The sequence below is a fragment of the Azospirillum sp. 11R-A genome, assembly GCF_049472615.1.
GTDB classification, from domain to species: domain Bacteria; phylum Pseudomonadota; class Alphaproteobacteria; order Azospirillales; family Azospirillaceae; genus Azospirillum; species Azospirillum palustre.
In genome coordinates this window covers 121,785-145,286 of sequence record NZ_JBCEBL010000014.1, presented here as the reverse complement: position 1 = coordinate 145,286, position 23,502 = coordinate 121,785, and the positions used below count along the sequence as shown (strand labels likewise).

The following is a 23,502-nucleotide window of genomic DNA, read 5'->3' as shown; positions in this document are numbered from 1 at the left end:
GGTTCAAGTCGCAGCGATGCTGTCCTTGTCCGTCCCCTCGCGCTTCGGCCAGCCGATCTCCTCGACCGCGCCGTTCTCGCCCAGGAAGTAGCGGCGGAGCGGCGTCAGGTCGGCTCCCAACTCATAGACCAGCGGCCGGCTGGTCGGGATCTCGAACAGCGGGATGTCCTGGTCGTCGACATTGTCCAAATGCTTGACCAGCCCGCGCAGGCTGTTGCCATGGGCGGAGACCAGCACCCGGGCTCCCAGCCGCAGGGCCGGAGCGATCTCGTCGCGCCAGAAGGGGATGACGCGCTCGGTGGTGTCCTTCAGGCTCTCGCCGCGCGGCAGGTTCGCCTTGGCGAGCCCGGCATAGCGGCGGTCGGTGACGGCCGACCGCGGGTCGTCCGGTTCGATGGCCGGCGGCGGCACATCCCAGCTTCGCCGCCACTGGAACACCTGCTCGGCCCCGTGGCGCTCCGCCGTCTCCGCCTTGTTCAGCCCTTGCAGCGCACCGTAATGCCGCTCGTTCAGGCGCCAGTGCTTGTGCACCGGCAGCCACAAGCGGTCCATGTCGCGCAGGACGAGGTGCAGCGTCTCGATTGCCCGGCTCAGCACCGAGGTGAAGGCGATGTCCACGTCGATGCCGGCCGCCTTCAGCAATTCGGCGGCCTTGCGGGTTTCGGCGATGCCGCGGTCGGTCAGGCCGACATCGGTCCAGCCGGTAAAGCGGTCTTCCGCATTCCACACGCTCTGGCCATGGCGCAGCAGGATCAGTCGGTGCATGACGGGTCTCCTTCCAGCCCCGGCGTTCCTTTGCCGGGCAGATGAGGTTTGAAACAGGGCTGTAACCGGGCCGGTTCCCGCGACAAAACGGCACAGCATCGGGCGGTTTTTGAGCGGCGACCGGTACCCTGTGGTTTCAAACCAATTTCATGATTGCTTCCACAGACACCAATTATGTCAGCGGCGAAATCGTGGCGACATACGCGAACAATAATCCTGCGATACGGTCACCCCATTCGAACATGCCGGCCTTCGCCGGCCACAGCGGAAGGGAAGGGCCGATGACGCAACCGAACACGGAATCGCAGACTTCATCCGGCACCGCGGGCCTGCGGGGCGCAACGCCGAACCATTCCGATTATCGCCCCAGCAACCTGACAACCTTGCGTACCGAGGCCACGATGCTGCATCATCATGACGTCATCTCCAGAGCCGTTTCGACCGACCGCGAGATCACTCTGGAGGCGCTTCGTGTGTTCACCTATCTGAGCCGGAGGCTCCATTTCGATCGCTCCGTTCCGGTGCTCCAGTCCGAACTGGCTGATGCGCTGGGCATGCAGCGGCCCAATGTGAACCGGGCCATCAAGCTGCTGGAAACCAAGCAGATCCTTCTGCGGGAATCCAAACTGGGGCGCGCGATCACGTTCCGGTTGAATCCGGGACTGGAGGGCGGCCGGGCGTGAGTGTTTGGTCAGGGATGGAATGATCGTCGAGACACGTGAACTGTTCTTCACCAATTCCGCCCTGAAGAAAGCCCTCGCCTGGTACCAGAAGGCTCCGAACCAGACGGATCTGCCGCTGGGCGTCGTCACCATGGTGACGCCGACCTCCGATGGCGGTCTGTCGGTCCAAATCCAGCAAAGCGGCGCCTCCAGATCGCGGGAGGTTGTCTTCACCCCCAGCAAGACGCTGGCGCTGCTTCTGCTGTTCTGCCGCCGCCAGAAAGTCCCGATCCCCCGCGATGCCGGCAAGGAGATCGAGGCGGCGGATGACGGCTTGATTCTCATCGTGCGTGGCGAGACGCAGACGTCCGCACCCCCTCCCTGATTTGATCGTCCCGTCCTTGCGACGCCGCCGCGCCTCCCGCGCGTGCGGCCCATTTGCGTTTCCGACGCCTGGGCCGCAACCAGAAAGAGTGACGGCGCACCTTATCTAAAGTAGTGAACACGCGCACAATTGCAGTCGGACCGTTCCACGGTTTCGTTCAACCTGCCTTAACCTAATGGGCAGGTGATTACGATGATGGTCATAGTCGCCAAGACTGATCGCGTGAAATTTCTTCCTGTGATATTGTTCCTCTGGCTAATGGGGCTAAGCTTTAGTTCCAAACCGTCAACCGAACGGGGAACTACGGGTTGATTTGTCATTCGAACATTCGGAAAAGTTGAAACTTACTCTTGGCTGTTTCGACCGGCTCGATTGGTATTCCAGTCGCTGGCGATCCGGCCGCTCTCCTGTCACCCGTCCAGTTCCGCCACCGCCCAGGATTTCCCGCCGATGACCGTCACCCACCAGTCGCCGCCGCTTTGGAAGGAGCTTCGGCATCGTCTGCCGCGGGTCCAGCCAATGCCCGTGTGACCGGGCCGATGTCATCGCCGCAGATGCCTCCGTCTTCCCTGTCGTTAGCCACCGGCCCCCGCCGTCTCGCCGCCTCTCCACGGATGCTGGTCGCCTTCTTGTGCGCGCTGCTGGCGCTGCTTGGGACGGCCTCCTGGGCCGCCGTCACCGCGCTCGACTATCGTGACACGCTCGACCGGGCCGAGAAGGACGCACGGGAAGCGGCCATCCTGTTCGACAGCCATGCGCGCGGAGTGCTGGACGCCAGCGTCGGCCTGCTGGAGCAGGTCGCCGGCCGGATGGACGGACGTGGCCTGGCCTCCTGGGGACAGCGCACATTGCCCGAGGCGATGGCTGTGGAGCGCAACGGCCGCGTCACGCTGCTCAGTGCCGACGGAACGGCGCTGTACGGTCCCACCGTCGCCTTCGCCGAGCCGGAAACCAGCGACGGCCTGTCGCTTCTGGTCCGCCCCTTATCGCCGGAGGAGGAGCATCGGATCCTGCCGGCCTTCGGGCATGTGGCGGGGCAGCCGGCCATTCTTTTCGCCCGCCGCATCCACACCGCGGCGGGCGTTTTCGACGGTGCGATCCTGGTGGCCGTGCCGCTGGCGGCCCTGGATCCGGTGCTGAAACCCTTCGACGCGAGCGCCCGCTCGGTCGGTCTGTACCGCCCAGACGGCGTCCGCCTCGCCGGCGCGGGCGCCCCGTCGCTCGGCCCGCTGCCACGGCTCGAAGCCGGAACCATCCGGGTCGATGCGAAATGGATGGTGAACGGCAAGCCCTCGATTCTCGGATTGAAGCGGATGGCCGGCCTGCCGATCCTGTCGGCGGTGACGATCCCCCGCACCAGCGTGCTGGATCCCTGGTATGTCCGGATGGAGCGCGGCCTTATCGTCGTGGTCGCCGGCGTTGCCGCATTGGCCGGCCTCTCCCTGCTCGGCGCCGCCAGCCTGCAACGCGAGGCGCTGGCCCGTCAGGCCCTGACGGAGGCGAACGCCCAGCTCGAACAGGCCAATGTCCAGTTGGAGCAGCGGGTGGAGGAACGCACCGCAGCGCTCAGCGCCCTCAACGTGAAGCTAAGCCGCGCGCTGGAGGAAAAGGAACGGGCCAATCAGGCCAAGGGCCGTTTCCTGTCGGCCGCCAATCATGATTTGCGTCAGCCTTTCCAGGCCTTGCGGCTGTTCCATCATATTCTGATGGAACGCCTCGCCAACACCCGCGACCATGCAATCGCCGAGAAGATGGGCGAGGCGCTGGACGCCGGCGAGAAGCTTCTGCATGCCCTGCTGGAGGTGGCGACGCTGGATGCCGGCGTGGTGCGGCCGCAGCTGGCCGACGTGCCGGTGTCGGCGGTGTTCGAGGATCTGCTGGCCGAATTTCGCGGCATGGCGGCGGAAAAGGGGCTGGTGCTGCGTGCGATGCCCACCCGGATGGTGATCCGGACCGACCGCACGCTGCTGATCCGCATGCTGGGCGATCTGGTGCGCAACGCCATCCGCTTCACCGACGAGGGCCGCGTCACCATCGGCTGCCGCCATCAGGGCAGCCGTCAGGGCCGGTGGCTGCGCATAGAGGTGTGGGACACCGGCTCCGGCATCCCGCCCGAACAGCTCGACAACATCTTCGAGGATTTCGTCCAGCTCGGCAATCCGGAGCGTGACCGACGCCAGGGCCTCGGCCTCGGCCTCGCCAAGGTGCGGCGCAAGGCGGCACTCCTGGGCCATGCGGTGGAGGTCCGGTCGCTCCAGGGCCGCGGTTCGGTCTTCGCGGTCAGCGTGCCGGTGGTCGGAACCGAACGGGTGTCGACTGCGGCGCCGGTGCAGGACGTCGATCCGGTGGTGGCCGGCGACCGGTTGATCCTGGTGGTGGAGGATGACCCGATCCAGCGCGATGCCGTGCGGCTGCTGCTGGAAAGCTGGGACTATCGCGTTGTCGTCGCGGACGAGGGCGAGAATGCGCTGGCGCTGATCGGCGGGGCCAGGCTCCAGGCCGACTCCCCCAAGACCGGTTCCATGGCCGACACGCCCGTTCCCGACCTCATTGTCAGCGATTTCCGCCTGCCGGGCCGGCTGACCGGCGTACAGATGGTGGCGAAGGTGGGGGAGCGGCTGGGCCGTCCGGTGCCCGGCCTGATCCTGACCGGCGACACCGCGCCGGAACGCATCCGCGAGGCGGTCGCCACTGGCTGCCGGCTTCTGCACAAGCCGGTGTCGCCGGAGGAGTTGCGCGGCGTCATCGCCTCCATCCTGTCGGAGCGGGGCCTGTCGGAACGAAACCGTCCGGCCGACGGTGGGGAACCGGCCATGGAGAACGAGTCCGCGGCATGAGTTAACCCTTTCTGAAGTTGGCCTGCCGCATATTGGGGCCGGGAAAGGGAGTTCACGGGACCATGGTGCAGAATCGCACGCTCAGGCGCCTCGATCAGGCACAGCTCGATCAGGCCGTGCGGAAACACGAGATGTTCCGCAATGCCCGTGTCGGTGGGGCGCGTGCAAACCTGTCCTTCTGCGATCTGTCCGGCCTCGATTTATCGGGACGCGATCTGGCCCATGCCGATTTCGTCGGCGCCAGCCTGCGCGGCGCCGACCTGTCCGGTGCGCGGCTCGACTGTGCCTCCTTCTTCGTCGCCGACCTGCGGCAGACCAATTTCGACGGGGCCAGCCTGATCAAGGCCGACCTGCGCGGCGCCTGTCTGCGTGGCGCCATCCTGGTCGGCGCCAACCTGTTCGAGGCGGATCTGCGCGATGGCTCCCTGGCCGAGAAGGACCGCTCCGGCCATCTGCACATGGTGCAGATCGAGTCCAGCCCGGCGGACGCCGACGGTGCCGACCTGTCCGGGGCCAACCTGACCAACGCCCGGATGTCGGGCGTCATGGCGGTCCATACCGACTTCTCGGACGCGGTGATGCGCGGGTGCAAGCTGGTGCGGGCAACCATGCGCGGCGCCAATTTCACCGGCTCCAACCTGGAAGGGGCCGACCTGTCCGGCGCCGATCTGCGTGGCGCCTGCCTGCGCGGCGCGGTGCTGACCGGCGCCACCATGGTGATGGCCGACCTCACCGACGCCGACGTGGAAGAGGCGCTGACCGACAAGCCGGTCGGCCGGGTGGTGGCGGAACTGGGGCGATCCCTGGAAGACCTGCTGGCCGACCATATGACCTGGGTGGGGTCGAGCGGGGCGCAGGGCGCGATGCTCGACCTGTCCGGTTTCGACCTGCGCCATGCGCCGTCGCTGGCCCACATGTGCCTGACCATGCTGCGCGCGGCCGGGGCGACGCTTTACGGCCTGGACCTCTCCGGCGTGCAGATGCAGGCCGCGGTACTGGACCGCGCCGACATGCGCGGCGCCAAGCTGACGGACGGCGACCTGCGCGGCATCAGCCTGCGGAACGCCAAGCTGAACAATGCCGACCTGCGCAACGTCAACCTGCGCCCCCTGGTGTTCGACGAGCAGCGGTCCCGCCCGGCCGACCTGTCGGGGGCGAAGCTGCGCTATGCCGATCTCAGCGGCGCCTGCCTGCGGTCGGTCAATCTCGGCAATGCCGACCTGTCCTTCGCCAACCTGCGCGGCTGCGACCTCGCCAGGACCGATCTGACCGGTGCTAAGCTGTTCGGCGCCAAGCTCGAACGCCGCGCCCTGAACGAGGGGGTGATCCTGGATGGCGTCGCCGGGCTGAAGACTTAGGCTGCCGTCTGCGGCAGCTTCCGGGTCAGCCGGCGCAATTCCAGGGCGGCCCGGTCGGCGATCCGCTGCGCCTCCACCAGAACGCCGGCGAGGTCGCCGACCTCCGGCGCGATCTCGCCGGCGGCATCGGACATCGCGTCCAGTTCGGCCGCGGCCTTTTCAATCAGCCCGGTCACGACGCCGGCGGCACCGGTGGTGGAGTCGAAGCCAGCCATCTCAGTCCCCATTTTAAAAGTAAGGTTATTCGGAGTGTGTCGCAATCCGCTGCCTTGTGCAACGGCTTCTGCCGCGCTGCACACATCGCCCATGGATTGCATAAGGCAGTGCCCGCTTGCACGGCCTGCGGCGGCGGCGGTACACACGGGAAGGCTGCCTGGAGTGGAAAGGTCAAGACGATGCCGGGAACGGTTCCATCCGACCGCGTGACCGCGGCCGCCGCCGCTCTGACGGTCTTTCTCACCGACCGGCAAATCGACGCCGGAAAACTCAACCGCTTCACCGCGCTCTGCGACGGGATCCGCCGGACCATGCAGTTCGACGACCGGATGGAGCTCGCCGAACGGCTTGAGCGCGACGTGCCGGTGAACGACACGATCCGGCTGCGTTCCGTGCTGTTCCATCTGACCGGCGATCTCTATCACCTGGAGCGCATCCTTCACTACCTGATCCTGGGCGGCGACAGCGCCGATCCGGCGGCGCTGCACTACACCCACTGGTGCATCTCGCGGCAGCTGTTCCTGGGAAGCGCCAGCGGCGAGAAGATGGCGACCTTCGTCGCCTGCGACCTGTTCCGCTATTACTCGGCGATGGTCAGGCAGATCGCGCGGCGCTGGGGGCTGACACCGGCGCGGGCGGCCTTTCGCGACGGGCCGATCCGCCGCGTCGCGGTGGTGACCAACCAGTTCACCAACCAGGGGCACCAGCCGACCCGCGACTGTTTCGACTTCGCCGCCCGCATGCAGGACGATTTTGGGCTGGACGTCGCCATCATCAACGTCAACGGCATGCCCGCCAGGGTCGAGAATGTCTTCATCCCGCCGATGGTGGCGGAGGTCGCGGCCGATCTGGAAGGCGTCTTCGCATTGAAGATGTTCGGCCGGCAGGTGAAGGTCGCCTCCTTCACCGAGCCGGCCTTCAGCCAGGACAAGCTGCGCGTCATCGTGGAGGCCATCGACGGCTACGATCCGGATCTCATCGTCGCCTTCGGCGGGTCCAACATCGTGGCCGACCTGTACGCGGAGGCCGATGCCCGGCCGGTGGTCGCCATCCCCACCACCTCCAGCATCACCGTCTCGCTCGCCCACATCGTGCTGGGGTACGAGGAGAACGACCACACCCGCTCGATCCCGGCGCTCTACCGGGCGCCGTTCGCCCGCCGTTTCCGCCCCTTCACCTTCGGTTTCACGCCGCCGCCGTCCGACGGCAAGCGCGTCGAAACCGGCTTTCCCGACGACACATTCCTCTTCGCGGTGGTCGGCACCCGCCTGGACCTGGAGGTGGGGGCGGAAACCCTGGAACTGTTCGACGAGATTCTGGAGCGCTGCCCGAACAGCGCGCTGGTCTTCGCTGGGGAAGTGAAGGAACTGCCGGGCCGCCTTGCATCCTTGCGCAATCGGGAACGCATGCGCTGCCTCGGCCATGTCCCCGACATCCGTGCCTTCTATGCCCGCTGCCACGTCTTCCTCAATCCGCCGCGCCAGGGTGGCGGCGGCGGCGCTTCCTATGCCCTGGCGGAGGGGGTGCCGGTGATCGGCTATGGTTCGGGCGATGTCGCCAGCAATGCCGGCCCGGCCTTCTGCGTGTCCGACCGCGATGCCTATCTGGCGCGTGCCGTGACGCTCGCCACCGATGCCGAGGCCCTCGCCGAGGCCAGGCTTGCGGCCAAGGCGCGCTTCGTCGAGATCGGCGACCGCACCCGCTGCGTCGAACGGCTGCTCGCTTATGGCGAGGAGGCACGGACCCTGCTGCGCCGTGGTGGACCGGCCGCCGGAAATTAACCTTCCTTCATGATTTCGTGAAAGACTGGGTCCGTCAGACCGATCCGATTGGAAAACCTGCCCGTGTCGAATGCCGCTCCAGGCCATGCCAACGGCCGTCTCCCCAGCCGACCGCCGATGTCCATCGCGGGGCGCCCGATCGGGCAGGGGCATCCGCCCTACCTGATCGCGGAGATGTCGGGCAACCACAATGGCGACCTCGGCCGTGCCTTGGCGCTGGTGGATGCGGCGAAGGAGGCGGGGGCCGACGCGGTCAAGCTGCAGACCTACACCGCCGACACCATCACCATCGCCCATGACGGTCCCGGCTTCCGGCTGGAGGGTGGGCTTTGGAACGGACGCACCCTGCATGACCTCTACCGCGAGGCGCACACCCCGTGGGACTGGCACGCCCCCCTGTTCGAGCGGGCTCGGTCGCTCGGGCTGACCATCTTCAGCTCTCCTTTCGACGAGACCGCCATCGAACTGCTGGAGGATCTTGACGCCCCGGCCTTCAAGATCGCCTCCTTCGAGGTGATCGACCTTCCCCTGATCCGCCGTGCCGCACGGCCCGGCAAGCCGCTGATCATCTCCACCGGCCTTGCCACGCTGGGCGAGATCGAGGAGGCGGTGGCCGCGGCGGGCGATGTCCCGCTCGCCCTGCTGCACTGCGTCAGCGGCTATCCCACCCCGCCGGAGGATTGCAACCTCCGGACGATCGCTCACTTGGCCGAGGCTTTCGACGGCGTCACCGCCGGCCTGTCCGACCACAGCCAGGGCATCGCCGTGCCGGTCGCCGCCGCGGTGATGGGTGCGACGGTGATCGAGAAGCACTTCACCCTGTCACGCGCCGACGGCGGTGTCGACAGCGCCTTTTCGCTGGAACCGGCGGAGTTCAGGGCGATGGCCGACGCCGTGCGCACGGCGACCGCCGCCATGGGCCGCGTCGATTACGGGGTGAAGCCCAGCGAGGCCGGCGGTCGCGACTATCGCCGCTCCCTCTATGTCGTTGCCGACGTTGAGGCGGGGGAGCCGCTCACCGCCGCCAATGTCCGCTCCATCCGTCCCGGCTTCGGAATGGCGCCCAGGCATCTGCCGGAGGTGCTGGGCCGCCGCGCCGTCCGCCGTCTTCGCCGGGGAGAGCCGCTGGGCTGGGACATGCTGGCGCCTCCAGCGGAGGGGCCGCATGGCTAAGCCACCGGGCAGGCAGAGGATCGTCGCCATCTCGCAGGCACGCATGACCTCGACCCGGCTGCCGGGCAAGGTGCTGATGCCGGCCGCCGGCCGTCCGCTGCTGGCCCATCATCTGGAGCGGCTGTCCCGCACGCCCGGCCTGGATGCGGTGGTGCTGGCGACGACGGTGAATGCCACCGACGACCCGGTGGCGGAGTGCGCACAGCGACTTGGCGTCGCCGTTTTCCGCGGTGACGAGCAGGATGTGCTAGGCCGCTTCGCCGGAGCGGCCGCGCTGGCCGACGCCGATCTGGTGGTGCGCGTCACCGCCGACTGTCCGCTGATCGACCCGGCGCTGGTCGGCAGCCTGATCGCCGCCTTCCAGGATGACCAGCCGCTGGACTATCTGTCGATCGATAGCGCACGCTATCCGCGCGGCCTGGACGCCGAGATCTTTCCGCGCCGTCTGCTGGACGAGGCGGCGGCGAACGCCACCGACCCGGCGGAGCGGGAACACGTCACCCCCTACCTCTACCGCCGCCCCAACCGTTTCCGGCTGGGGACGGCGCTGGTGCCCGACCTGCCGCTGGACAGCGATCTGGAAGGCCAGCGCTGGTGCGTGGATGAACCCGCCGACTATGAGCTGGTGCGCCGCCTGTTGGAGGCGCTCCTGCCGGCCAACCCCGTCTTCGGCTGGCAGGATTGTTGCAAAACTCTTCGTGACCACCCCGATTGGGTGGACATCAACCGTTCGGTCCGGCAAAAGTCGCTGCATTGACCCGGTGCCGGTTCGACCAAGGAGAAAAATTGATGGATCGCAACGAATTCCTTCTCGCTCTTGACGAGATGCTCGAACTGGATCCCGGCACGCTGACCGGCGACGAGGCCCTGGAATCGCTGGAGGCCTGGGATTCGCTGGCGGTCATCAGCTTCATCGCGCTGGTGGACGAAAAGACCGGCGTCGTGGTCGAAGGCGAGAAACTGGCCAAGGCCAAGACGGTCGGCGACCTGCTGGCCCTGGCGGGTGCGCCGGTCACGGCCTGAGCGGTGCCCGTTTCCCGCCCCGTTTCGGCCGGCCCTGTTTCGGTAGGAAGCCGTCTGCGCGCCGGTGTCGCCACCGTCGCCGGCGGCCCTGCCGCTTATATTTCGGTGGGTAGCGGCGGCGTGCCCGTGCTGCTTCTGCATGGCTTTGCCGGCGACCGCCTGACCTGGCAGTTCAACCTGTCCGCCCTGTCGGCCCGGCGGCGTGCCATCGCCGTCGACCTGCCGGGCCATGGCGGATCGACGCCCGATGTCGGCAGCGGCCTGGTTTCCGACTTCGCGCCGTGGCTGCTCGAATTCCTCGACGGGCTGGAACTGCCACGCGTGCATGTGGTCGGCCATTCGATGGGCGGCTATGTCGCGCGCGAACTCGCCAGGGTGGCGCCCGACCGGGTGGCGAGCCTGACCCTGCTGTCGAGCGCCGGCCTGGGCACGCCATTCGACCTGGGCTTCCTGCGGCGGGCCATAGCCCCCGCCGATGTGGAGGAGGGACGCGCCTGCGCCGAACGGCTGTTCGCCGGCCCCTCGCCGCTGATTCCCCGCTTCGGCGAGGTGCTGCACGCGCAGGGCGCCGACCCGGTCCGCCGCGCCGGATTGGAGCGCATCGTCGAGCAGTCGTTCACTGCCCATGCCGACGGTGGACCGCCGGTGGACTGGAGCGCCTACCCGATGCCGATCCAGGTGCTGTGGGGCCGCGAAGACAGCATCATCCCAATGCCGCCGGCCGACCGGCTGCCTCCGGCCGCGCCCTACCGGGTGTTCGAAAAGGCCGGCCACCTGCCGCATATCGAGGCCGCCAGCCCGGTGACCGCCGCCATCCGCAGCTTTCTGGACGGCTGCGACGACGGTCGATCCGGGCCGTCCGATCCGTTGAGTTTGAGCAGACCATGACCGACAGCATCTTCGCCCTGATCGCCGAGGAACTCGGCCGCATCGCCGCCGACAAGGGGGAGGTGCTGCCGCCCCTGACGGCGGACAGCCGTTTCCTCGACGGCGATCTGCCCATCGATTCCCTCGACCTCGCGACGCTGCTGGTGGTGCTGGAACAGCGGACCGGCCAGGATCCCTTCCGCGAGGGCTTCCGCCAGTTCACCACCGTCGGCGAGCTGGCGGCGCTCTACACCGTCCCGGCATGACCGGCCGCCGCCCCGACTGGCTCCACCCCGCCTTCCGCCTGATCGAAGGGGAGGACAGCTTCGTCTGGGCGGATCTCGCGGCACTGCCGGTTCCGTCGGGCGGCATCGTGCAGGCCGACCGGCCGTCGCGCGTGCTGGCCGCTCTGGCGGCGGCGGAAGCGGCGGGGCAGGACCTTCTGCTGGCCCGTGGCACAGCGGATCCGGAGGGTTGGCAGCCAGGGCAGGGCTTCACCGTCACGCTGGAGAGTTCCGGCACCACCGGCACGCCCAAGCGCCTGCGCCATGACTTCACCCGGCTGCGCGGCCGGCTGCGCGGCGCGGCGGAGGACGGGGCGCGCTGGCTGCTGAGCTACGATCCCGGTGCCTTCGCCGGCCTTCAGGTGATGCTGACCGCCGCCGCCACCGGGGCTCTGCTGGTCGCGCCCGGTGGCGGCACCATCGCCACCCTGGCGCAGGCGGCGCGCCTTCATGCCGTGACCCATGTCAGCGGCACGCCCAGCTTCTGGCGCGCCTTCCTGATGGCGCTCGGCGATGCGGAACTGCCGCTGGCCGCGGTGACGCTGGGGGGCGAGGCTGCCGACCAGCCGCTTCTCGACCGGCTGGCCGCGCGGTTTCCCCATGCCAAGCTGCGCCATATCTACGCCTCGACCGAGGCCGGTGCGTTGTTCGCCGTCGCCGACGGCCGCGCCGGATTTCCCGCCGCCTGGCTGGACGACGCGCCCGACGGGCTGGCGCTCCGCATCGTCGACGGCGTGCTGGAGGTGCGCAGCCCGCGCGCCGCCCCCGGAGCAGCCGACGGCGAGGGCTGGCTGTCCACCGGCGATCTGGTGGAGCGCCAGGGCGACCGGGTGCTGTTCGCCGGCCGTCTCGACGGGTTGGTCAATGTCGGTGGGGTGAAGGTCTCCGCCGAAGCGGTGGAGCGCCGCCTGCTGGCGGTCGACGGGGTGGCCGATGCCATGGTCATGGCCGTGCCGAGTCCGATCACCGGCCATCTGCTGACCGCCACCATCGTGGCGGCGCCGGGCGTGGACGAGGCAACGTTGCGCGTCGGCCTGCGCGCCGCCGCCGCCGATCTGCCGCCCGCCGCGCGCCCGCGCACCCTGACCTTCGCCGACCGTATCCCGCTGAGCGCTGCGGGCAAGAAGAGCCGAAAGGGACCACAATGACCGCTGCCCATCCGACCGTGGACGACGGCTCCCAGGCCAAACGGCACGTCATCGTCACCGGTGGCAGCCGCGGCCTCGGCCTCGCGTTGGTGGAGGCGTTGCTGGCCGACAGCTGCCGGGTCTCCACCTGCAGCCGCACTCCGTCGGACGCGCTGGAGCGGCTGTCCGGCCCCGACCTGTTCTGGCACCCCTGCCGGATCGGCGATGGGGCGGAGGTCCGCGCCTTCTTCGACGCCGCTGTCGCCTGGGGCGGCAATTCGCCGCTGTGGGGGCTGGTCAACAATGCCGGCATCGCCTGCGAAGGCGTGCTGGCGACCTTTCCGGAGGTCGATGCCGAGGCGGTGATCCAGACCAACCTCACCGGGGCGCTCCAGGCCGCCCGCGCCTTCCTGCGCGCCAAGCTGGTGGCTCGTGGAGCGGGCGCACAGGGTGGGCGCATCGTCAACATCTCCTCCATCATCGGACAGCGCGGTTACGTCGGGCTGGCCGCCTATTCGGCGTCGAAGGCCGGGCTGGACGGGCTGACCCGGGCACTGGCCCGGGAGGTCGGGCGGCGGGCGATCACCGTCAATTCGGTGGCGCCGGGCTATCTCGACACCGAGATGTCGGGCAGCCTGTCCGACGGGCAGCGCGACCAGATCGTGCGCCGCACCCCGCTGGGCCGCCTGGGCACCGCGGCGGACGTGGTGCCGCTGGTCCGTTTCCTGCTGAGCGACGGCGGTGGCTTCATCACGGGTCAGACCCTTACAGTGGACGGCGGCATTACCTGCTGAGGCCGCTTGTGACGCTGCAGGAAAACGGGGGAGGCGGAGATGGTCGCCAGCCGGATCGACGGGGTGTGCGTGCGCGGCATCGTCGGCTGCGTGCCGGACGGGCGCGAGACGGTTGCGGATCTCGCCCGCCGTTTCGGTGAGGAGGCGGCCCGCAAGGTCGCCGCCGCCACCGGGATCGAGGAGCGGCGGATCGTTGCCCCCGGACAATGCACCAGCGACCTTGCCGAGGCCGCCGCCCGCCGCCTGCTCGACGGGTTGGGGTGGGAGCCGGACAGCATCGACCTGCTGGTTCTGGTGACCCAGACCCACGACCAGACGCTGCCTGGCACCGCGTCTCTGCTGCACCGGCGGCTCGGGCTGCGCAAGGGCACGGCGGTGCTCGACATCACCCATGGCTGCTCCGGCTTCGTCTATGGGCTGTGGGTCGCCGGCGGGATGCTGAAGCCGGCCGGCCGGCGGGCGCTGCTGCTGGTCGGCGACACCACCTCGCGGCTGATCGACCCGGAGGACCGGGCGGTCGCTCCGCTGTTCGGCGATGGGGCCGCCGCGGTGGCGCTGGAACTGGACGACAGGGCGGAACCGATCGCCTTCGACCTGGGCAGCGATGGGGCCGGCGCACCCTATCTGGCGGCCGACGGTGGGGGGATGCGCCATCCGGACCGGCCGGCACGCCTGTTCATGGACGGGACCCAGGTCTTCGCCTTCACCCTACGCGAAGTGCCGGGAAGCGTGCGTGCCGCGCTCGACGGCGCCGGCTGGACCACGGACATGGTCGACCACCTCGTCCTGCATCAGGCCAATGCCCAGATGATCCGCCATCTGGGCCAGAAGCTTGGCGTCGCTGCCGACCGCACCGTCGTCGCCCTGCGCGAGGTCGGCAACACCAGTTCCGCCTCCATTCCGCTGGCAGTTGCCGCTTCGCTGGCCGACAGCCTGACCGCCGGTCCCCGCCGGCTTCTGCTGTCCGGCTTCGGCGTCGGCTGGTCCTGGGGCAGCGCGGCGCTCGTCGCCGGGCCGCTGGCGGTGTGCGAAACGGTTGTCCTGCCCGGCAGGAAGTGCCCGGCAGAATCTGCCGCCCCGGCAAGCCCTGCCGCCTGACCGGCAGAATTTGCCGATGGATAGGCAAAATTTGCCGGGCCGTTTGCTGCCCACCGGCACGGATTACCAAGGAAACCCGGCAAATTTGAACTGGCCCGCTTTTTGCCTACCCCTTTGGCGGGGGAATTAGTCCCCTTCCGGTTCAAGCGCCTCGAAAGCAGTGCGCTTCCGGACATTGATCCTCCAAAGGAGTGGCTACCATGGCCGGCAACGTTACCCTGTCCTCTTCCATGCGGACCAACCTCCTGCAGCTGCAAAGCACGCAGGAGCAGATCAACAAGAAACAGAACATCCTGTCGACGGGCAACAAGGTCAACACCGCCCTCGACGGCCCGACCGCCTTCTTCTCGGCCAAGGGTCTGAACCAGCGCGCCGGCGACCTGACGTCGCTGAAGGACGCGATGGGCCAGTCGATCAGCACCATCCAGGCCGCCGACAAGGGCCTGACCTCGATCGACTCCATGGTCGACCAGGCCAAGGGCCTGACCACCGCCGCCTACGCGGCGCTCGGCAACGATGCCGCGTCCATCGCCACCCGCAAGTCGCTCGCCTCCCAGTTCAACACGCTGCGTGGCCAGATCGACAAGCTCGCCGCCGACAGCGGTTACAGCGGCAAGAACCTGATTGCCGGCAACGGCATGAGCATGGACAGCACCAGCGCGTCCCGCGCCGCCGTCAACAGCATGACCGGCGTCGACAATGCCCGCGTCACCAACGTGCAGTCGGCCGACACCTACTCGATCCGCGTCAAGGGCGACGGCTCGATCGAAGGCAAGACGTCCGACATCTCCACCGCGGAGAGCGCGCACGGCCTGACCGGCCTGAAGCTGTCGGGCACGATGTCCGGCTCGACGGGCAGCTTCTCCAACGTTCAGATCGAGGTGCGCGGCGCCGCCGGTCGTTCCCGCGACTTCATCGTGTCGGACGGCACCGAGAGCCGCACGATCTCCTACTTCGACAACACCCAGACGACCTCGACCGCTCTGACGACGGCCGCCAAGACCGGTTCGGCCCAGGTGTCGACGGTGAATGTCGGCGGGACGATCGAAGAAGGCGACATCTTCACCATCACGGTGGAAGGCCAGTCCTTCAGCTACACCGCGACGAAGGGCGACGTCGCCGTCGGTCAGAACGCTTCGGCCCAGGTGGCCACCCAGTTGAAGGCCTCGATCAGCACGGCCCTCACCGGTAGCGGTCGCCTGGTCGGCAAGGACGTCGCCTCCGCAACCGTCACCGCAACCGGCACGATCACCCTCACCGGCAACGCCACGGCCGGCGCGGTTACCGACTTCACCCTGACCTCCAGCGCCACCAACGCGCTGACCAAGAAGATTTCGGAAAGCTTCGCGTCGGGCACCATCGTGTCCTTCACGGTCGACCGCCGCCTGCTGGAAGCGGCCAACAACCAGGGCAACGGCATCTCGACCATCGAGAAGAAGGTCGACCTGCAAATCCAGGTCACCAACTCCAATGGCGCCCAGGTCACCCGCGACGGCATGAACGACCAGGGTGACGGCAAGCTGACGGGTGGCGACCAGGCGTTCGCATTCGACAGCGGCACCGTCCACCTGGATGTCGATGCGAAGACGATCAAGAAGGCGGCTTCGGCCAACTGCTCGGCCAACATCGTCACCAAGCAGATTTCCGACGCCAACTCCAAGAACGACATCACCGTCCAGCTGAACGAGACGAACACGAACTCGATCACGGTCGGCGCGGTGAACCTGACCACCAGCGGTCAGGGTCTGAAGCTCGACGAAGCGCAGAACAACTGGTCGGACCGCGCCGACATCGACAAGGCGGTGTCCGGCCTCGACAACGCGAAGGCGACGATCCGTTCGGCCTCGCAGTCGCTGTCGACCAACCTGAACATCATCACGACCCGCGAGAACTTCACCAAGGAGTTCAGCGACGTGCTGACGGAAGGCGCCAGCAAGCTGACGCTGGCCGACCAGAACGAGGAAGGCGCCAGCCTGCTGATGCTGCAGACCCGGCAGCAGCTGGGCACCATCGCCCTCTCGCTCGCCAACCAGTCGCAGCAGTCGATCCTGCGCCTGTTCTAAGGCGTAGAGTTCCGACGGCGAGTTCGGGTAGGATCACGCCCGGCGGGSGGCGGCATCAGGCCGCCGCCCGTTTCTTTTTTGGGCCGGACCGGTCCGGCAAAGGCCGGACGGCAACGGCCCGCAAGCCCCGGGTTCCCTACTCATGCCACTCAAGTTCGTGCTTCGTCCCAACGAGAAGGTCATCATCAACGGTGCCGTCATCGGTGCCGGCGACCGTCCGGGTTCGTTCTTCCTCTACAACACCGCCAACTTCCTGCGCGGGCGCGAGGTTCTGAAGGAAGAGCAGATCGACTGCATCGAGAAGAAACTCTATTTCGTCATTCAACTCGTCTACATCTTCCCGGAAGATTCGACGCTGAATCTTCAACGCTTCGCTTCGATATTGGACGAAACCCGCGAAGCGCGGCCGGACGCTTCCAAGACGCTGGACGAGATCGTGCGTCTGGTCGAAAGCCGCAATTATTATCGGGCGCTCAAGCTCTGCCGCAAGCTGTTCAGGGCGGCGGATGGCGGATCGCTGGATGGCGGTATGGCCGACAGCGCCGCCGGAGACGACGAAGACCCACCGGCCACCGATCGGACGCCGTGACCGTCGCCGAGTTGCTCGACGCCGCATTACCGCTGCATCGCGCCGGCCGCCTTGCCGAGGCGCTGGCGCTTTACCGCCGGATCCTGACCGATGATCCGGCGCATGCCGACGCACTGCACCTGTCGGCGATCATCGCGCACCAGACCGGCCGCACCGCGGAGGCTCTGGCCAATCTGGGGGCCGCGCTGGCGGTGCAGCCCGGCTTCGCCACGGCCTACAACAGCCTCGGCAATGTCCTGGCCGATCTCGGCATGCTGGAGGAGGCGCTCTCCGCCTATGTGGTCGCAATCCGGCAGAACGACCGCTATGTCGAGGCCTACAACAACCGCGCGACTGTGCTTCAGCGCCTCGGCCGGCGGAATGAGGCGGCGGAGGCCTACGCCCGTGCGCTGACCATGGGGCCGGACAACCTGACGGCCCGTTTCAATTACGGCGTGCTGCAACGGGAATTGGGCCAGATTTCTCCGGCAGCCAACGCCTTCTATGCGGTGGTGCAGGCCGACCCTTCCCATTCCGCCGCATGGCGGCACTTGGCGATCTGTTTGCGTAACCTGGGCCATCCCGATGCGGAGGCCTGTCTGCGCCGCGCGCTGCAGGACGCGCCGGGCGATAAGGATCTGTCGCTGGAACTGGGCGCCCTGCTGAACAGCCGTGGCGACCACGAGGCGGCCTGCGGCGTCCTGGCTGCGGCCGTCGCGGCCCATCCCGGCATTGCGCAGTTGCACTTCAGCTACGGCACCGCCCTTCAGGGCACGCGGCGTCTGAGGGAAGCGGTTGTGCAGTTCCGTCTGGCGCTGGACCGCGAACCGGCGATGCAGGGGGCGTGCAACAATCTGGGCGTGGCCTTGCTCGAACTGGGAGAGATGGGCCCGGCGACCCTGGTGCTCAGCCGCGCGGTGGCACTCAGTCCCGGCGATGCGATGGTGGTGAACAACCACGGCACGTCGCTGGAAAACCGCTACGACCTGGAAGCCGATTCCGAAAGGCCGGCGCGCTGGTATCGGCGAGCCCTGCGGCTCCGTCCCGATTATGGCAAGGCCCTGGTCAATCTTGCCGGCATCCATATCCTGCGGCGCGAACTCCACCATGCCGAACGCCTTTATCGCAGAGCCGCGGTGGCCGACCCGCGCAGCGTGGAGACCTTTGTCAATCTCGGCGGCCTGCTGCTCGACCGTGACGACCTTTCCCAGGCGGGACGGATGTACCGGCGAGCCCTGGCGATCGATGCCGGTAGCCCTTCGGCGCTGACCGGTTACGGTCTGGTCCTGCAAAGGCTCGGCCGCATCGGCGAGGCGGAGGCCGCGCATCGGCGTGCGCTGGAGATCGACGGCCGGCATGCGGAAGCGGCCGGCAACCTCGGCATGATGCTCTGGCAATGCCATCAGGACGATACCGCGGCCGAACCCTGGATGGACCTTGCACTGTCGGTCAATCCGTCGCTCAACACCGCGCATCTCAACCGCGGCATGCTGCGGCTTTCCCGCGGCGATCTGCCCGGTGGCTGGGACGGCTACCGTCGGCGGTTCTGGGCGAAAGGCTATGTGAACCGGCGGATCGCCGCCCCGCTGTGGCAGGGGGAAAATTCCGCCGGTCGCCGCCTGCTTGTCTGGCGGGAGCAGGGGGTCGGCGATGAGATCATGTTCGCCTCCTGCTACCCGTCGCTGATCGGCCGGGCCGGGCATGTGGTGATCGAATGCGACCGCAGGCTGGTGCCGTTGTTCGCACGCTCCTTCCCCCGGGCGACGGTCAGGGCGGAGTCGGTCGATGCCCGCGGCGATGAAACCATCCAGCCTCCGGACGTCGATGCCCATGTCCCGGCCGGCGACCTGCCGGGCCGTCTGCGCGCCAGCCTGTCCGGTTTCGACGGGCAGGCGCCCTGGCTGGTGCCGGACCCGGCGCTGGTGAAGCGGTGGCGGGAGCGGCTGGCGGCGCTGGGATCGGGCCTGCGGGTCGGCATCGGCTGGCGCAGCCAGATGATGACGTCGGAGCGCACGCCCGCCTATGTGATGCTGGACCAATGGGGACCGCTGTTCGCCGTGCCCGGCCTGACCTTCGTCAATTTGCAGTATGGCGAGTGCGAAGCGGAGATTCGGGCGGCGGAGGAGCGCTTCGGTGTGACCATCCACCGCTGGGCCGATCTGAACCTGAAGGACGATTTCGATGGCGCGGCGGCACTGACCGCCAATCTGGATCTGGTGATCTCGCCGGCGATGTCGGCGGGCGAACTGGCCGGTGCGCTGGGGCTTCCGGTCTGGCGCTTCGGCAGCCGCGACTGGACCCAACTGGGCACTGAAGCCCGCCCCTGGTTCCCGACCATGCGTCTGTTCCAGCCGACTACCGGCGAAGCTCTGGACGGGGCGCTCGCCCGGATGGCGAAGGAGTTGCAGCGCATGGCATCCGGCAGGCAGCAGGCCCAGCAGGCGGCCACGATTGCGCCCGCCAGACCGGATCCCGACGATGACCGGAAGATGGCGGAAGCCGTCGCCCATTACCGCACCGGCGACTTTGCGCTGGCGGAGTCCGTGGTGCGGCAACTTCTCGACAGGGTGCCCGCCCATTCGGTCGCCCTGCATCTGGGCGGTGTGCTGGCCAAACGGCGCGGTTCGCTGGAGGAGGCGCAGGACTTGCTGGTCCGGGCCTCCGCCGCCGACCCGCACAACGCCTCCGCCCATGCCGCCCTGTGCGAAGTCCGACAGGGGTTGGGCCAGATCGAAGCCGCCGACCGTGCATCCCGCGCCTGCGTCGCCGTGCAGCCGGACAGCGCCGGCCATTGGGTAAACCGGACGGCGCTGCTCCGCCGCACCGGGCAGGTGGCGGCCGCCCGGTCCGCCATCATCCGTGCATTGCACCTGCGCCCCGATCTGGCGCCCGCTCTGGGGCACCTTGCCGAACTGGCCGACACCCCCGGGGATGCGGTGAGGGTCCACCGCATTGCGGTCAGCCTGACGCCGGGAACGGCCGATGTCCTCAGCAATCTGGGCGGCGCCCTCCACAAGCTGCTCCGCTTCGACGAGGCGGCGCGATTGCTGGACCGTGCGACCCGCTGCGACCCCGGCCTTGCCGTCGCCTGGACCAACCGCGGCAATGCCCTGGAAGCGATGGGACTGATTGCGGAAGCGGAGAGCTGCCACCGGACCGCCATCGAGCTTGCGCCCTCATTGGCCGATGCGCACGGCAACCTTGCCTATCTGTTGAAACGGCACGGCCGGCAGGAGGAGGCGCTTGCCGCCTTCGACGCGGCGCTGGAGGCCGACCCCAAGCACGCGCAGGCGCGATACAACCGCTCCCTTTTGTTGCTGGAAACGGGCGCCTTGCGTGCCGGCTGGGCCGACCATGACTGGCGCTTCGCCACGCCGCAATTCCAAGACCAGCGGCGCCGGCTGACCATGCGGGCGTGGCGCGGCGAGAACATTGCCGGGCGGCGGCTGCTGGTGTGGCGGGAGCAGGGGGTGGGCGACGAGATCCTGTTCGCCTCCTGCTATGAGGAGGCGATGCGGCGCGCCGGTCGGCTGGTGATCGAATGCGACCGCCGGCTGGTGCCGCTTTTTGCGCGATCCTTCCCCGGCGCCGACGTCCGGCCGGAGAGTGCCGACCCGCGCGACGCCGATCTCCAGATCGCCGCCGGCAGCCTGCCGCGCCTGCTCCGTGCCGATCTGAAGCGCTTTCCCGCCCGATCGTCCTGGCTGGTGCCGGACCCGGCGCTGGTGGCGCGGTGGCGGGAGCGGCTGGCGGGGCTGGGGCCGGGCCTGGGTTTGGGCCTGCGGGTCGGCATCGGCTGGCGCAGCCAGCTGATGACTGCCGACCGCAAGGCCGCCTATGTGATGCTGGACCAGTGGGGACCGCTGTTCGCCGTGCCCGGCCTGACCTTCGTCAATTTGCAGTATGGCGAGTGCGAGGCGGAGCTTCGGGCGGCGGAGGAACGCTTCGGCGTGACCATCCACCGCTGGGCGGATCTGAACCTGAAGGACGATTTCGATGGCGCGGCGGCACTGACCGCCAACCTCGATCTGGTGATCTCGCCGGCGATGTCGGCGGGCGAACTGGCCGGTGCGCTGGGGCTTCCGGTCTGGCGCTTCGGTGGCCGCGACTGGACGCAACTTGCCACCGGCGCCCGCCCCTGGTTCCCGACCATGCGGCTGTTCCAGCCGAGTCAGGGCGAAGGACTTGAGGCTGCGATTGCCCGGATGGCGAATGCGTTGCGTGCCAGCGCGACGCCAAGCGCGACACCGCGGGGCAGGGCGGCCAGTCCGGCAGGGATCGGGGCAGGGGGTGGCGACTCCGGGACTACCGACGCCGCAGATCCGGACCCCGACCCGGACAGGCTTCTGGAACTTGCGGTCGCCGCCCACCGCAGCGGTGCCCATGATGAGGCGACTCCCCTCTATGAACGGGTGCTGGCAAGCCGCCCACGCGACCCGGTGGCCCTGCACCTCTCGGGCCTGCTCGCCCACCAGTCGGGCGCGTCGGCGCGAGGGGAGGGGCGCATCGCCGCTGCGGTCGCCGAGGCTCCGGAATATGCGACGGCGCATATAAGCCTGGGGAATGTCCGTCTGGCGCTCGGGATGGCGGGACCGGCGGCGGCGAGTTTCCGGACCGCTCTGGCGGTCCAGCCCGACAGCGCGGCGGCCTTGACCAACCTCGGCAATGCACTCGACGCGCTGGAGCGGAGCGCCGCCGCGGCCGGCCTCCATCGGAAGGCGGTTGCGGCCGACCCGGATCTGGCGGAGGCGCACGACAATCTCGGCGTCGCCCTCGCCCGGCTGGGCCGCTGGGCCGAGGCGGAGCGGGCGCATGCACAGGCGCTCCGTCGGGCGCCGGGTCTGGAGGCCGGGTGGATGAACCTGTCGGTGGCGCTGCGCCGCCTCGGCCGGCTGGATGCGGCGGAACGGGCAGGGCGCCGTGCCCTGGCGCTCGCCCCCGCCCTGGCCGACGCAATGGCGAACCGCGGCCGGCTGCTGCGCGAACTGGGGGATCCCGCTGCGGCAGCTCCATGGTGCGCCCGCGCGCTGGCGGTTGAGCCAGGCCACGCGGCGGCGGCCTTCAATGGCGGGTTGCTGGAGCTGACGGCCGGCCGGCTGGCGTGGGGCTGGGACGGCTATGACCGGCGCTTCGACACGCGCGACATGGCGGCGGCATTCCGGCGCCCCGGTGCCCCTCTGTGGGGCGGTGGGCCTCTATCGGGGAAGCGACTTCTGGTCTGGCGCGAACAGGGCATCGGCGACGAGTTGATGTTCGCACAGCGTTTGCCGGAGCTGATCGCCTGGGCCGACCGTGACGGGGGCCATGTCGTCGTCGAGTGCGATCCCCGCTTCGTACCGCTGCTCGCCCGTTCCTTCCCCCGCGCAACGGTGCGGCCGGCCCCCGCCTCGCCCGGCGAGCCGTCGTCCGACATCGACGCCCATATCCCCATCGGATCGCTGTCGCGCCGATTGGGCGGCACCCTGCCGGACTTCGCCACTATGGGTGCCGCTGTGGGACCGGCCTTGCGCGCCGATCCGGCGGCGGTCGAGACCTGGCGGCGTCGTCTGTCCGGATTGGGAGACGGCCTGCGGGTCGGCATCGCCTGGCGCAGCAGCCAGCTCGATCCCGACCGCATGCCCGATTACACGCGCATCGAGGATTGGCGGCCGCTGCTGACCTTGCCCGGCCTGATCCCGGTCAATCTGCAATATGGCGACTGCGGAGCGGAACTGGCGGCGGCGCGCGCCGGTTTCGGCCGGGCGCCGCATGGGTTTGCCGACCTCGACCTGCGCAACGATCTTGACGGCACGGCGGCGCTGATGTCGGCCCTGGATCTGGTGATCGCCCCGGCGACCTCCACCGGCGAACTGGCCGGAGCGCTCGGCGTGCCGGTCTGGCGGCTGGGACGCACGGGCGATTGGACGGCGCTCGGCACCGGTGTGCGGCCTTGGTTTCCGTTGATGCGGCTGTTCTGGACCGGTCCCGGCGAACGGGTGGCTGACCTCCTTCCCAAGGTAGCGGCTGAGCTTGAACGCGTCCGCCGGGCCGGCGGCTGTTTGCGGAATCCGGACGTCAAAAGGCCGGATTGAGGCGGTCCACCTCAACCCGGCCTTTAACCCCTATTCAAGGGTGAAGATCAAAGGTCGTCGCTGTGATTGGGGGGGTCAATTCATCTGGCCGGGGCGCGTCAGGCGATCGATCTCTTCCTTGACGTGCAGCTTCTCGAGTTTGAGGCGCTTTACTGCGCTCTCATCCGGCCATGAGCGCTTCTCCTCGTCGAGGATCGCCCGGTCCAGGCGCATGTGCTTTTCCTGCAGAGACGAAAGGCGAGCTTCAGTGTGCATGAGTCGCTCTCCATGTGATCAGTCCGCGTCCCGCCTCAATGTGACGGTCCGGTAACAACAGTGTTCACCCATCCGAACCGCCGAACAACCTTAATCTTGCGTTTTATGCGGTCAAACCATGCGAAAAGATGCCTCAACCGTTCAGACGTATGACAGTGGGTCGCAGGGGTGGGGT

19 protein-coding genes are annotated in these 23,502 nt (G+C 68.4%); 16 read left to right on the top strand and 3 right to left on the bottom strand.

Annotated features, from left to right (window positions below):
- Positions 1 to 3: 3 nt before the first annotated feature.
- Positions 4 to 765, bottom strand: coding sequence for a 2,3-diphosphoglycerate-dependent phosphoglycerate mutase (gpmA, locus tag VH569_RS19630; RefSeq protein ID WP_423317176.1), 762 nt, complete (start codon positions 763 to 765; stop codon positions 4 to 6).
- A gap of 281 nt (positions 766 to 1,046) precedes the next feature.
- Here gpmA and VH569_RS19625 point away from each other — a divergent pair, with 281 nt between their 5' ends.
- The 4 genes from VH569_RS19625 (at position 1,047) to VH569_RS19610 (ending at position 6,007) form a co-directional block, all read left to right on the top strand.
- Positions 1,047 to 1,448 carry a MarR family transcriptional regulator gene (locus VH569_RS19625; protein ID WP_109050486.1) on the top strand — a complete coding sequence of 134 codons (402 nt, stop codon included), beginning with the start codon at positions 1,047 to 1,049 and terminating at the stop codon, positions 1,446 to 1,448.
- Positions 1,449 to 1,467: 19 nt separating this feature from the next.
- A complete protein-coding gene (locus VH569_RS19620; protein ID WP_109445364.1) occupies positions 1,468 to 1,812 on the top strand; it encodes a hypothetical protein in 345 nt (114 codons plus the stop codon).
- Between the two features lie 554 nt (positions 1,813 to 2,366).
- Positions 2,367 to 4,649, top strand: a complete 2,283-nt coding sequence (locus VH569_RS19615) for a hybrid sensor histidine kinase/response regulator (RefSeq protein ID WP_423317174.1) — start codon at positions 2,367 to 2,369, stop codon at positions 4,647 to 4,649.
- A 62-nt stretch (positions 4,650 to 4,711) separates the two neighbouring features.
- On the top strand, positions 4,712 to 6,007 hold the full coding sequence (locus VH569_RS19610) for a pentapeptide repeat-containing protein (protein ID WP_423317173.1): 1,296 nt from the start codon (positions 4,712 to 4,714) through the stop codon (positions 6,005 to 6,007).
- Here VH569_RS19610 and VH569_RS19605 read toward each other — a convergent pair.
- Complete coding sequence (locus VH569_RS19605) at positions 6,004 to 6,222, bottom strand: hypothetical protein (protein WP_423317171.1); 219 nt, start codon at positions 6,220 to 6,222, stop codon at positions 6,004 to 6,006. The genes VH569_RS19610 and VH569_RS19605 overlap by 4 nt on opposite strands.
- Positions 6,223 to 6,402: 180 nt before the next feature.
- Between VH569_RS19605 and VH569_RS19600 the strand changes: the two genes are divergently transcribed.
- The 12 genes from VH569_RS19600 (at position 6,403) to VH569_RS19545 (ending at position 23,072) form a co-directional block, all read left to right on the top strand.
- Positions 6,403 to 8,004 carry a glycosyltransferase gene (locus VH569_RS19600; RefSeq protein WP_423317170.1) on the top strand — a complete coding sequence of 534 codons (1,602 nt, stop codon included), beginning with the start codon at positions 6,403 to 6,405 and terminating at the stop codon, positions 8,002 to 8,004.
- A gap of 117 nt (positions 8,005 to 8,121) precedes the next feature.
- Positions 8,122 to 9,177: a pseudaminic acid synthase gene (gene pseI / locus VH569_RS19595; RefSeq protein ID WP_423317168.1), complete on the top strand. Its 1,056-nt coding sequence runs from the start codon at positions 8,122 to 8,124 to the stop codon at positions 9,175 to 9,177.
- Positions 9,170 to 9,934 (top strand): cytidylyltransferase domain-containing protein, encoded by a 765-nt coding sequence (locus VH569_RS19590; RefSeq protein ID WP_423317166.1) that lies wholly within the window; start codon positions 9,170 to 9,172, stop codon positions 9,932 to 9,934. Before pseI ends, VH569_RS19590 begins: the two co-directional genes overlap by 8 nt.
- 32 nt (positions 9,935 to 9,966) lie before the next feature.
- Complete coding sequence (locus tag VH569_RS19585) at positions 9,967 to 10,200, top strand: acyl carrier protein (protein ID WP_423317164.1); 234 nt, start codon at positions 9,967 to 9,969, stop codon at positions 10,198 to 10,200.
- Positions 10,201 to 10,320: 120 nt separating this feature from the next.
- Positions 10,321 to 11,088 (top strand): alpha/beta fold hydrolase, encoded by a 768-nt coding sequence (locus VH569_RS19580; protein WP_423317163.1) that lies wholly within the window; start codon positions 10,321 to 10,323, stop codon positions 11,086 to 11,088.
- Positions 11,085 to 11,333, top strand: a complete 249-nt coding sequence (locus VH569_RS19575) for an acyl carrier protein (protein ID WP_085083545.1) — start codon at positions 11,085 to 11,087, stop codon at positions 11,331 to 11,333. Before VH569_RS19580 ends, VH569_RS19575 begins: the two co-directional genes overlap by 4 nt.
- Positions 11,330 to 12,499, top strand: a complete 1,170-nt coding sequence (locus tag VH569_RS19570; protein ID WP_423317161.1) for an AMP-binding protein — start codon at positions 11,330 to 11,332, stop codon at positions 12,497 to 12,499. The genes VH569_RS19575 and VH569_RS19570 overlap by 4 nt, the downstream gene beginning before the upstream one ends.
- Positions 12,496 to 13,272, top strand: coding sequence for an SDR family NAD(P)-dependent oxidoreductase (locus tag VH569_RS19565; protein ID WP_423317160.1), 777 nt, complete (start codon positions 12,496 to 12,498; stop codon positions 13,270 to 13,272). Before VH569_RS19570 ends, VH569_RS19565 begins: the two co-directional genes overlap by 4 nt.
- A 39-nt stretch (positions 13,273 to 13,311) precedes the next feature.
- Positions 13,312 to 14,370 (top strand): 3-oxoacyl-ACP synthase III family protein, encoded by a 1,059-nt coding sequence (locus VH569_RS19560; RefSeq protein WP_423317158.1) that lies wholly within the window; start codon positions 13,312 to 13,314, stop codon positions 14,368 to 14,370.
- Between the two features lie 200 nt (positions 14,371 to 14,570).
- Entirely contained in the window at positions 14,571 to 16,433 is a 1,863-nt protein-coding gene (locus VH569_RS19555) for a flagellin (RefSeq protein WP_423317157.1), read from the top strand.
- 142 nt (positions 16,434 to 16,575) lie between these two features.
- On the top strand, positions 16,576 to 17,022 hold the full coding sequence (locus VH569_RS19550) for a flagellar biosynthesis repressor FlbT (RefSeq protein WP_423317155.1): 447 nt from the start codon (positions 16,576 to 16,578) through the stop codon (positions 17,020 to 17,022).
- A complete protein-coding gene (locus VH569_RS19545) occupies positions 17,019 to 23,072 on the top strand; it encodes a tetratricopeptide repeat protein (protein WP_423317153.1) in 6,054 nt (2,017 codons plus the stop codon). The genes VH569_RS19550 and VH569_RS19545 overlap by 4 nt, the downstream gene beginning before the upstream one ends.
- A gap of 75 nt (positions 23,073 to 23,147) precedes the next feature.
- Here VH569_RS19545 and VH569_RS19540 read toward each other — a convergent pair whose 3' ends face one another.
- The gene (locus tag VH569_RS19540) at positions 23,148 to 23,327 is read right to left on the bottom strand and encodes a YdcH family protein (protein ID WP_376959929.1); all 180 of its coding nucleotides are present in this window, start codon (positions 23,325 to 23,327) and stop codon (positions 23,148 to 23,150) included.
- Positions 23,328 to 23,502 lie beyond the last annotated feature (175 nt).

Coding starts and splice junctions, on each gene's coding strand:
- VH569_RS19565 (WP_423317160.1), top strand. CDS start 12,496: ATGACCGCTGCCCATCCGACCGTGGACGACGGCTCCCAGGCCAAACGG.
- gpmA (WP_423317176.1), bottom strand. CDS start 765: ATGCACCGACTGATCCTGCTGCGCCATGGCCAGAGCGTGTGGAATGCG.
- VH569_RS19605 (WP_423317171.1), bottom strand. CDS start 6,222: ATGGCTGGCTTCGACTCCACCACCGGTGCCGCCGGCGTCGTGACCGGG.
- VH569_RS19555 (WP_423317157.1), top strand. CDS start 14,571: ATGGCCGGCAACGTTACCCTGTCCTCTTCCATGCGGACCAACCTCCTG.
- VH569_RS19625 (WP_109050486.1), top strand. CDS start 1,047: ATGACGCAACCGAACACGGAATCGCAGACTTCATCCGGCACCGCGGGC.
- VH569_RS19615 (WP_423317174.1), top strand. CDS start 2,367: ATGCCTCCGTCTTCCCTGTCGTTAGCCACCGGCCCCCGCCGTCTCGCC.
- pseI (WP_423317168.1), top strand. CDS start 8,122: ATGTCCATCGCGGGGCGCCCGATCGGGCAGGGGCATCCGCCCTACCTG.
- VH569_RS19585 (WP_423317164.1), top strand. CDS start 9,967: ATGGATCGCAACGAATTCCTTCTCGCTCTTGACGAGATGCTCGAACTG.
- VH569_RS19610 (WP_423317173.1), top strand. CDS start 4,712: ATGGTGCAGAATCGCACGCTCAGGCGCCTCGATCAGGCACAGCTCGAT.
- VH569_RS19550 (WP_423317155.1), top strand. CDS start 16,576: ATGCCACTCAAGTTCGTGCTTCGTCCCAACGAGAAGGTCATCATCAAC.
- VH569_RS19620 (WP_109445364.1), top strand. CDS start 1,468: ATGATCGTCGAGACACGTGAACTGTTCTTCACCAATTCCGCCCTGAAG.
- VH569_RS19575 (WP_085083545.1), top strand. CDS start 11,085: ATGACCGACAGCATCTTCGCCCTGATCGCCGAGGAACTCGGCCGCATC.
- VH569_RS19570 (WP_423317161.1), top strand. CDS start 11,330: ATGACCGGCCGCCGCCCCGACTGGCTCCACCCCGCCTTCCGCCTGATC.
- VH569_RS19540 (WP_376959929.1), bottom strand. CDS start 23,327: ATGCACACTGAAGCTCGCCTTTCGTCTCTGCAGGAAAAGCACATGCGC.
- VH569_RS19560 (WP_423317158.1), top strand. CDS start 13,312: ATGGTCGCCAGCCGGATCGACGGGGTGTGCGTGCGCGGCATCGTCGGC.
- VH569_RS19600 (WP_423317170.1), top strand. CDS start 6,403: ATGCCGGGAACGGTTCCATCCGACCGCGTGACCGCGGCCGCCGCCGCT.
- VH569_RS19590 (WP_423317166.1), top strand. CDS start 9,170: ATGGCTAAGCCACCGGGCAGGCAGAGGATCGTCGCCATCTCGCAGGCA.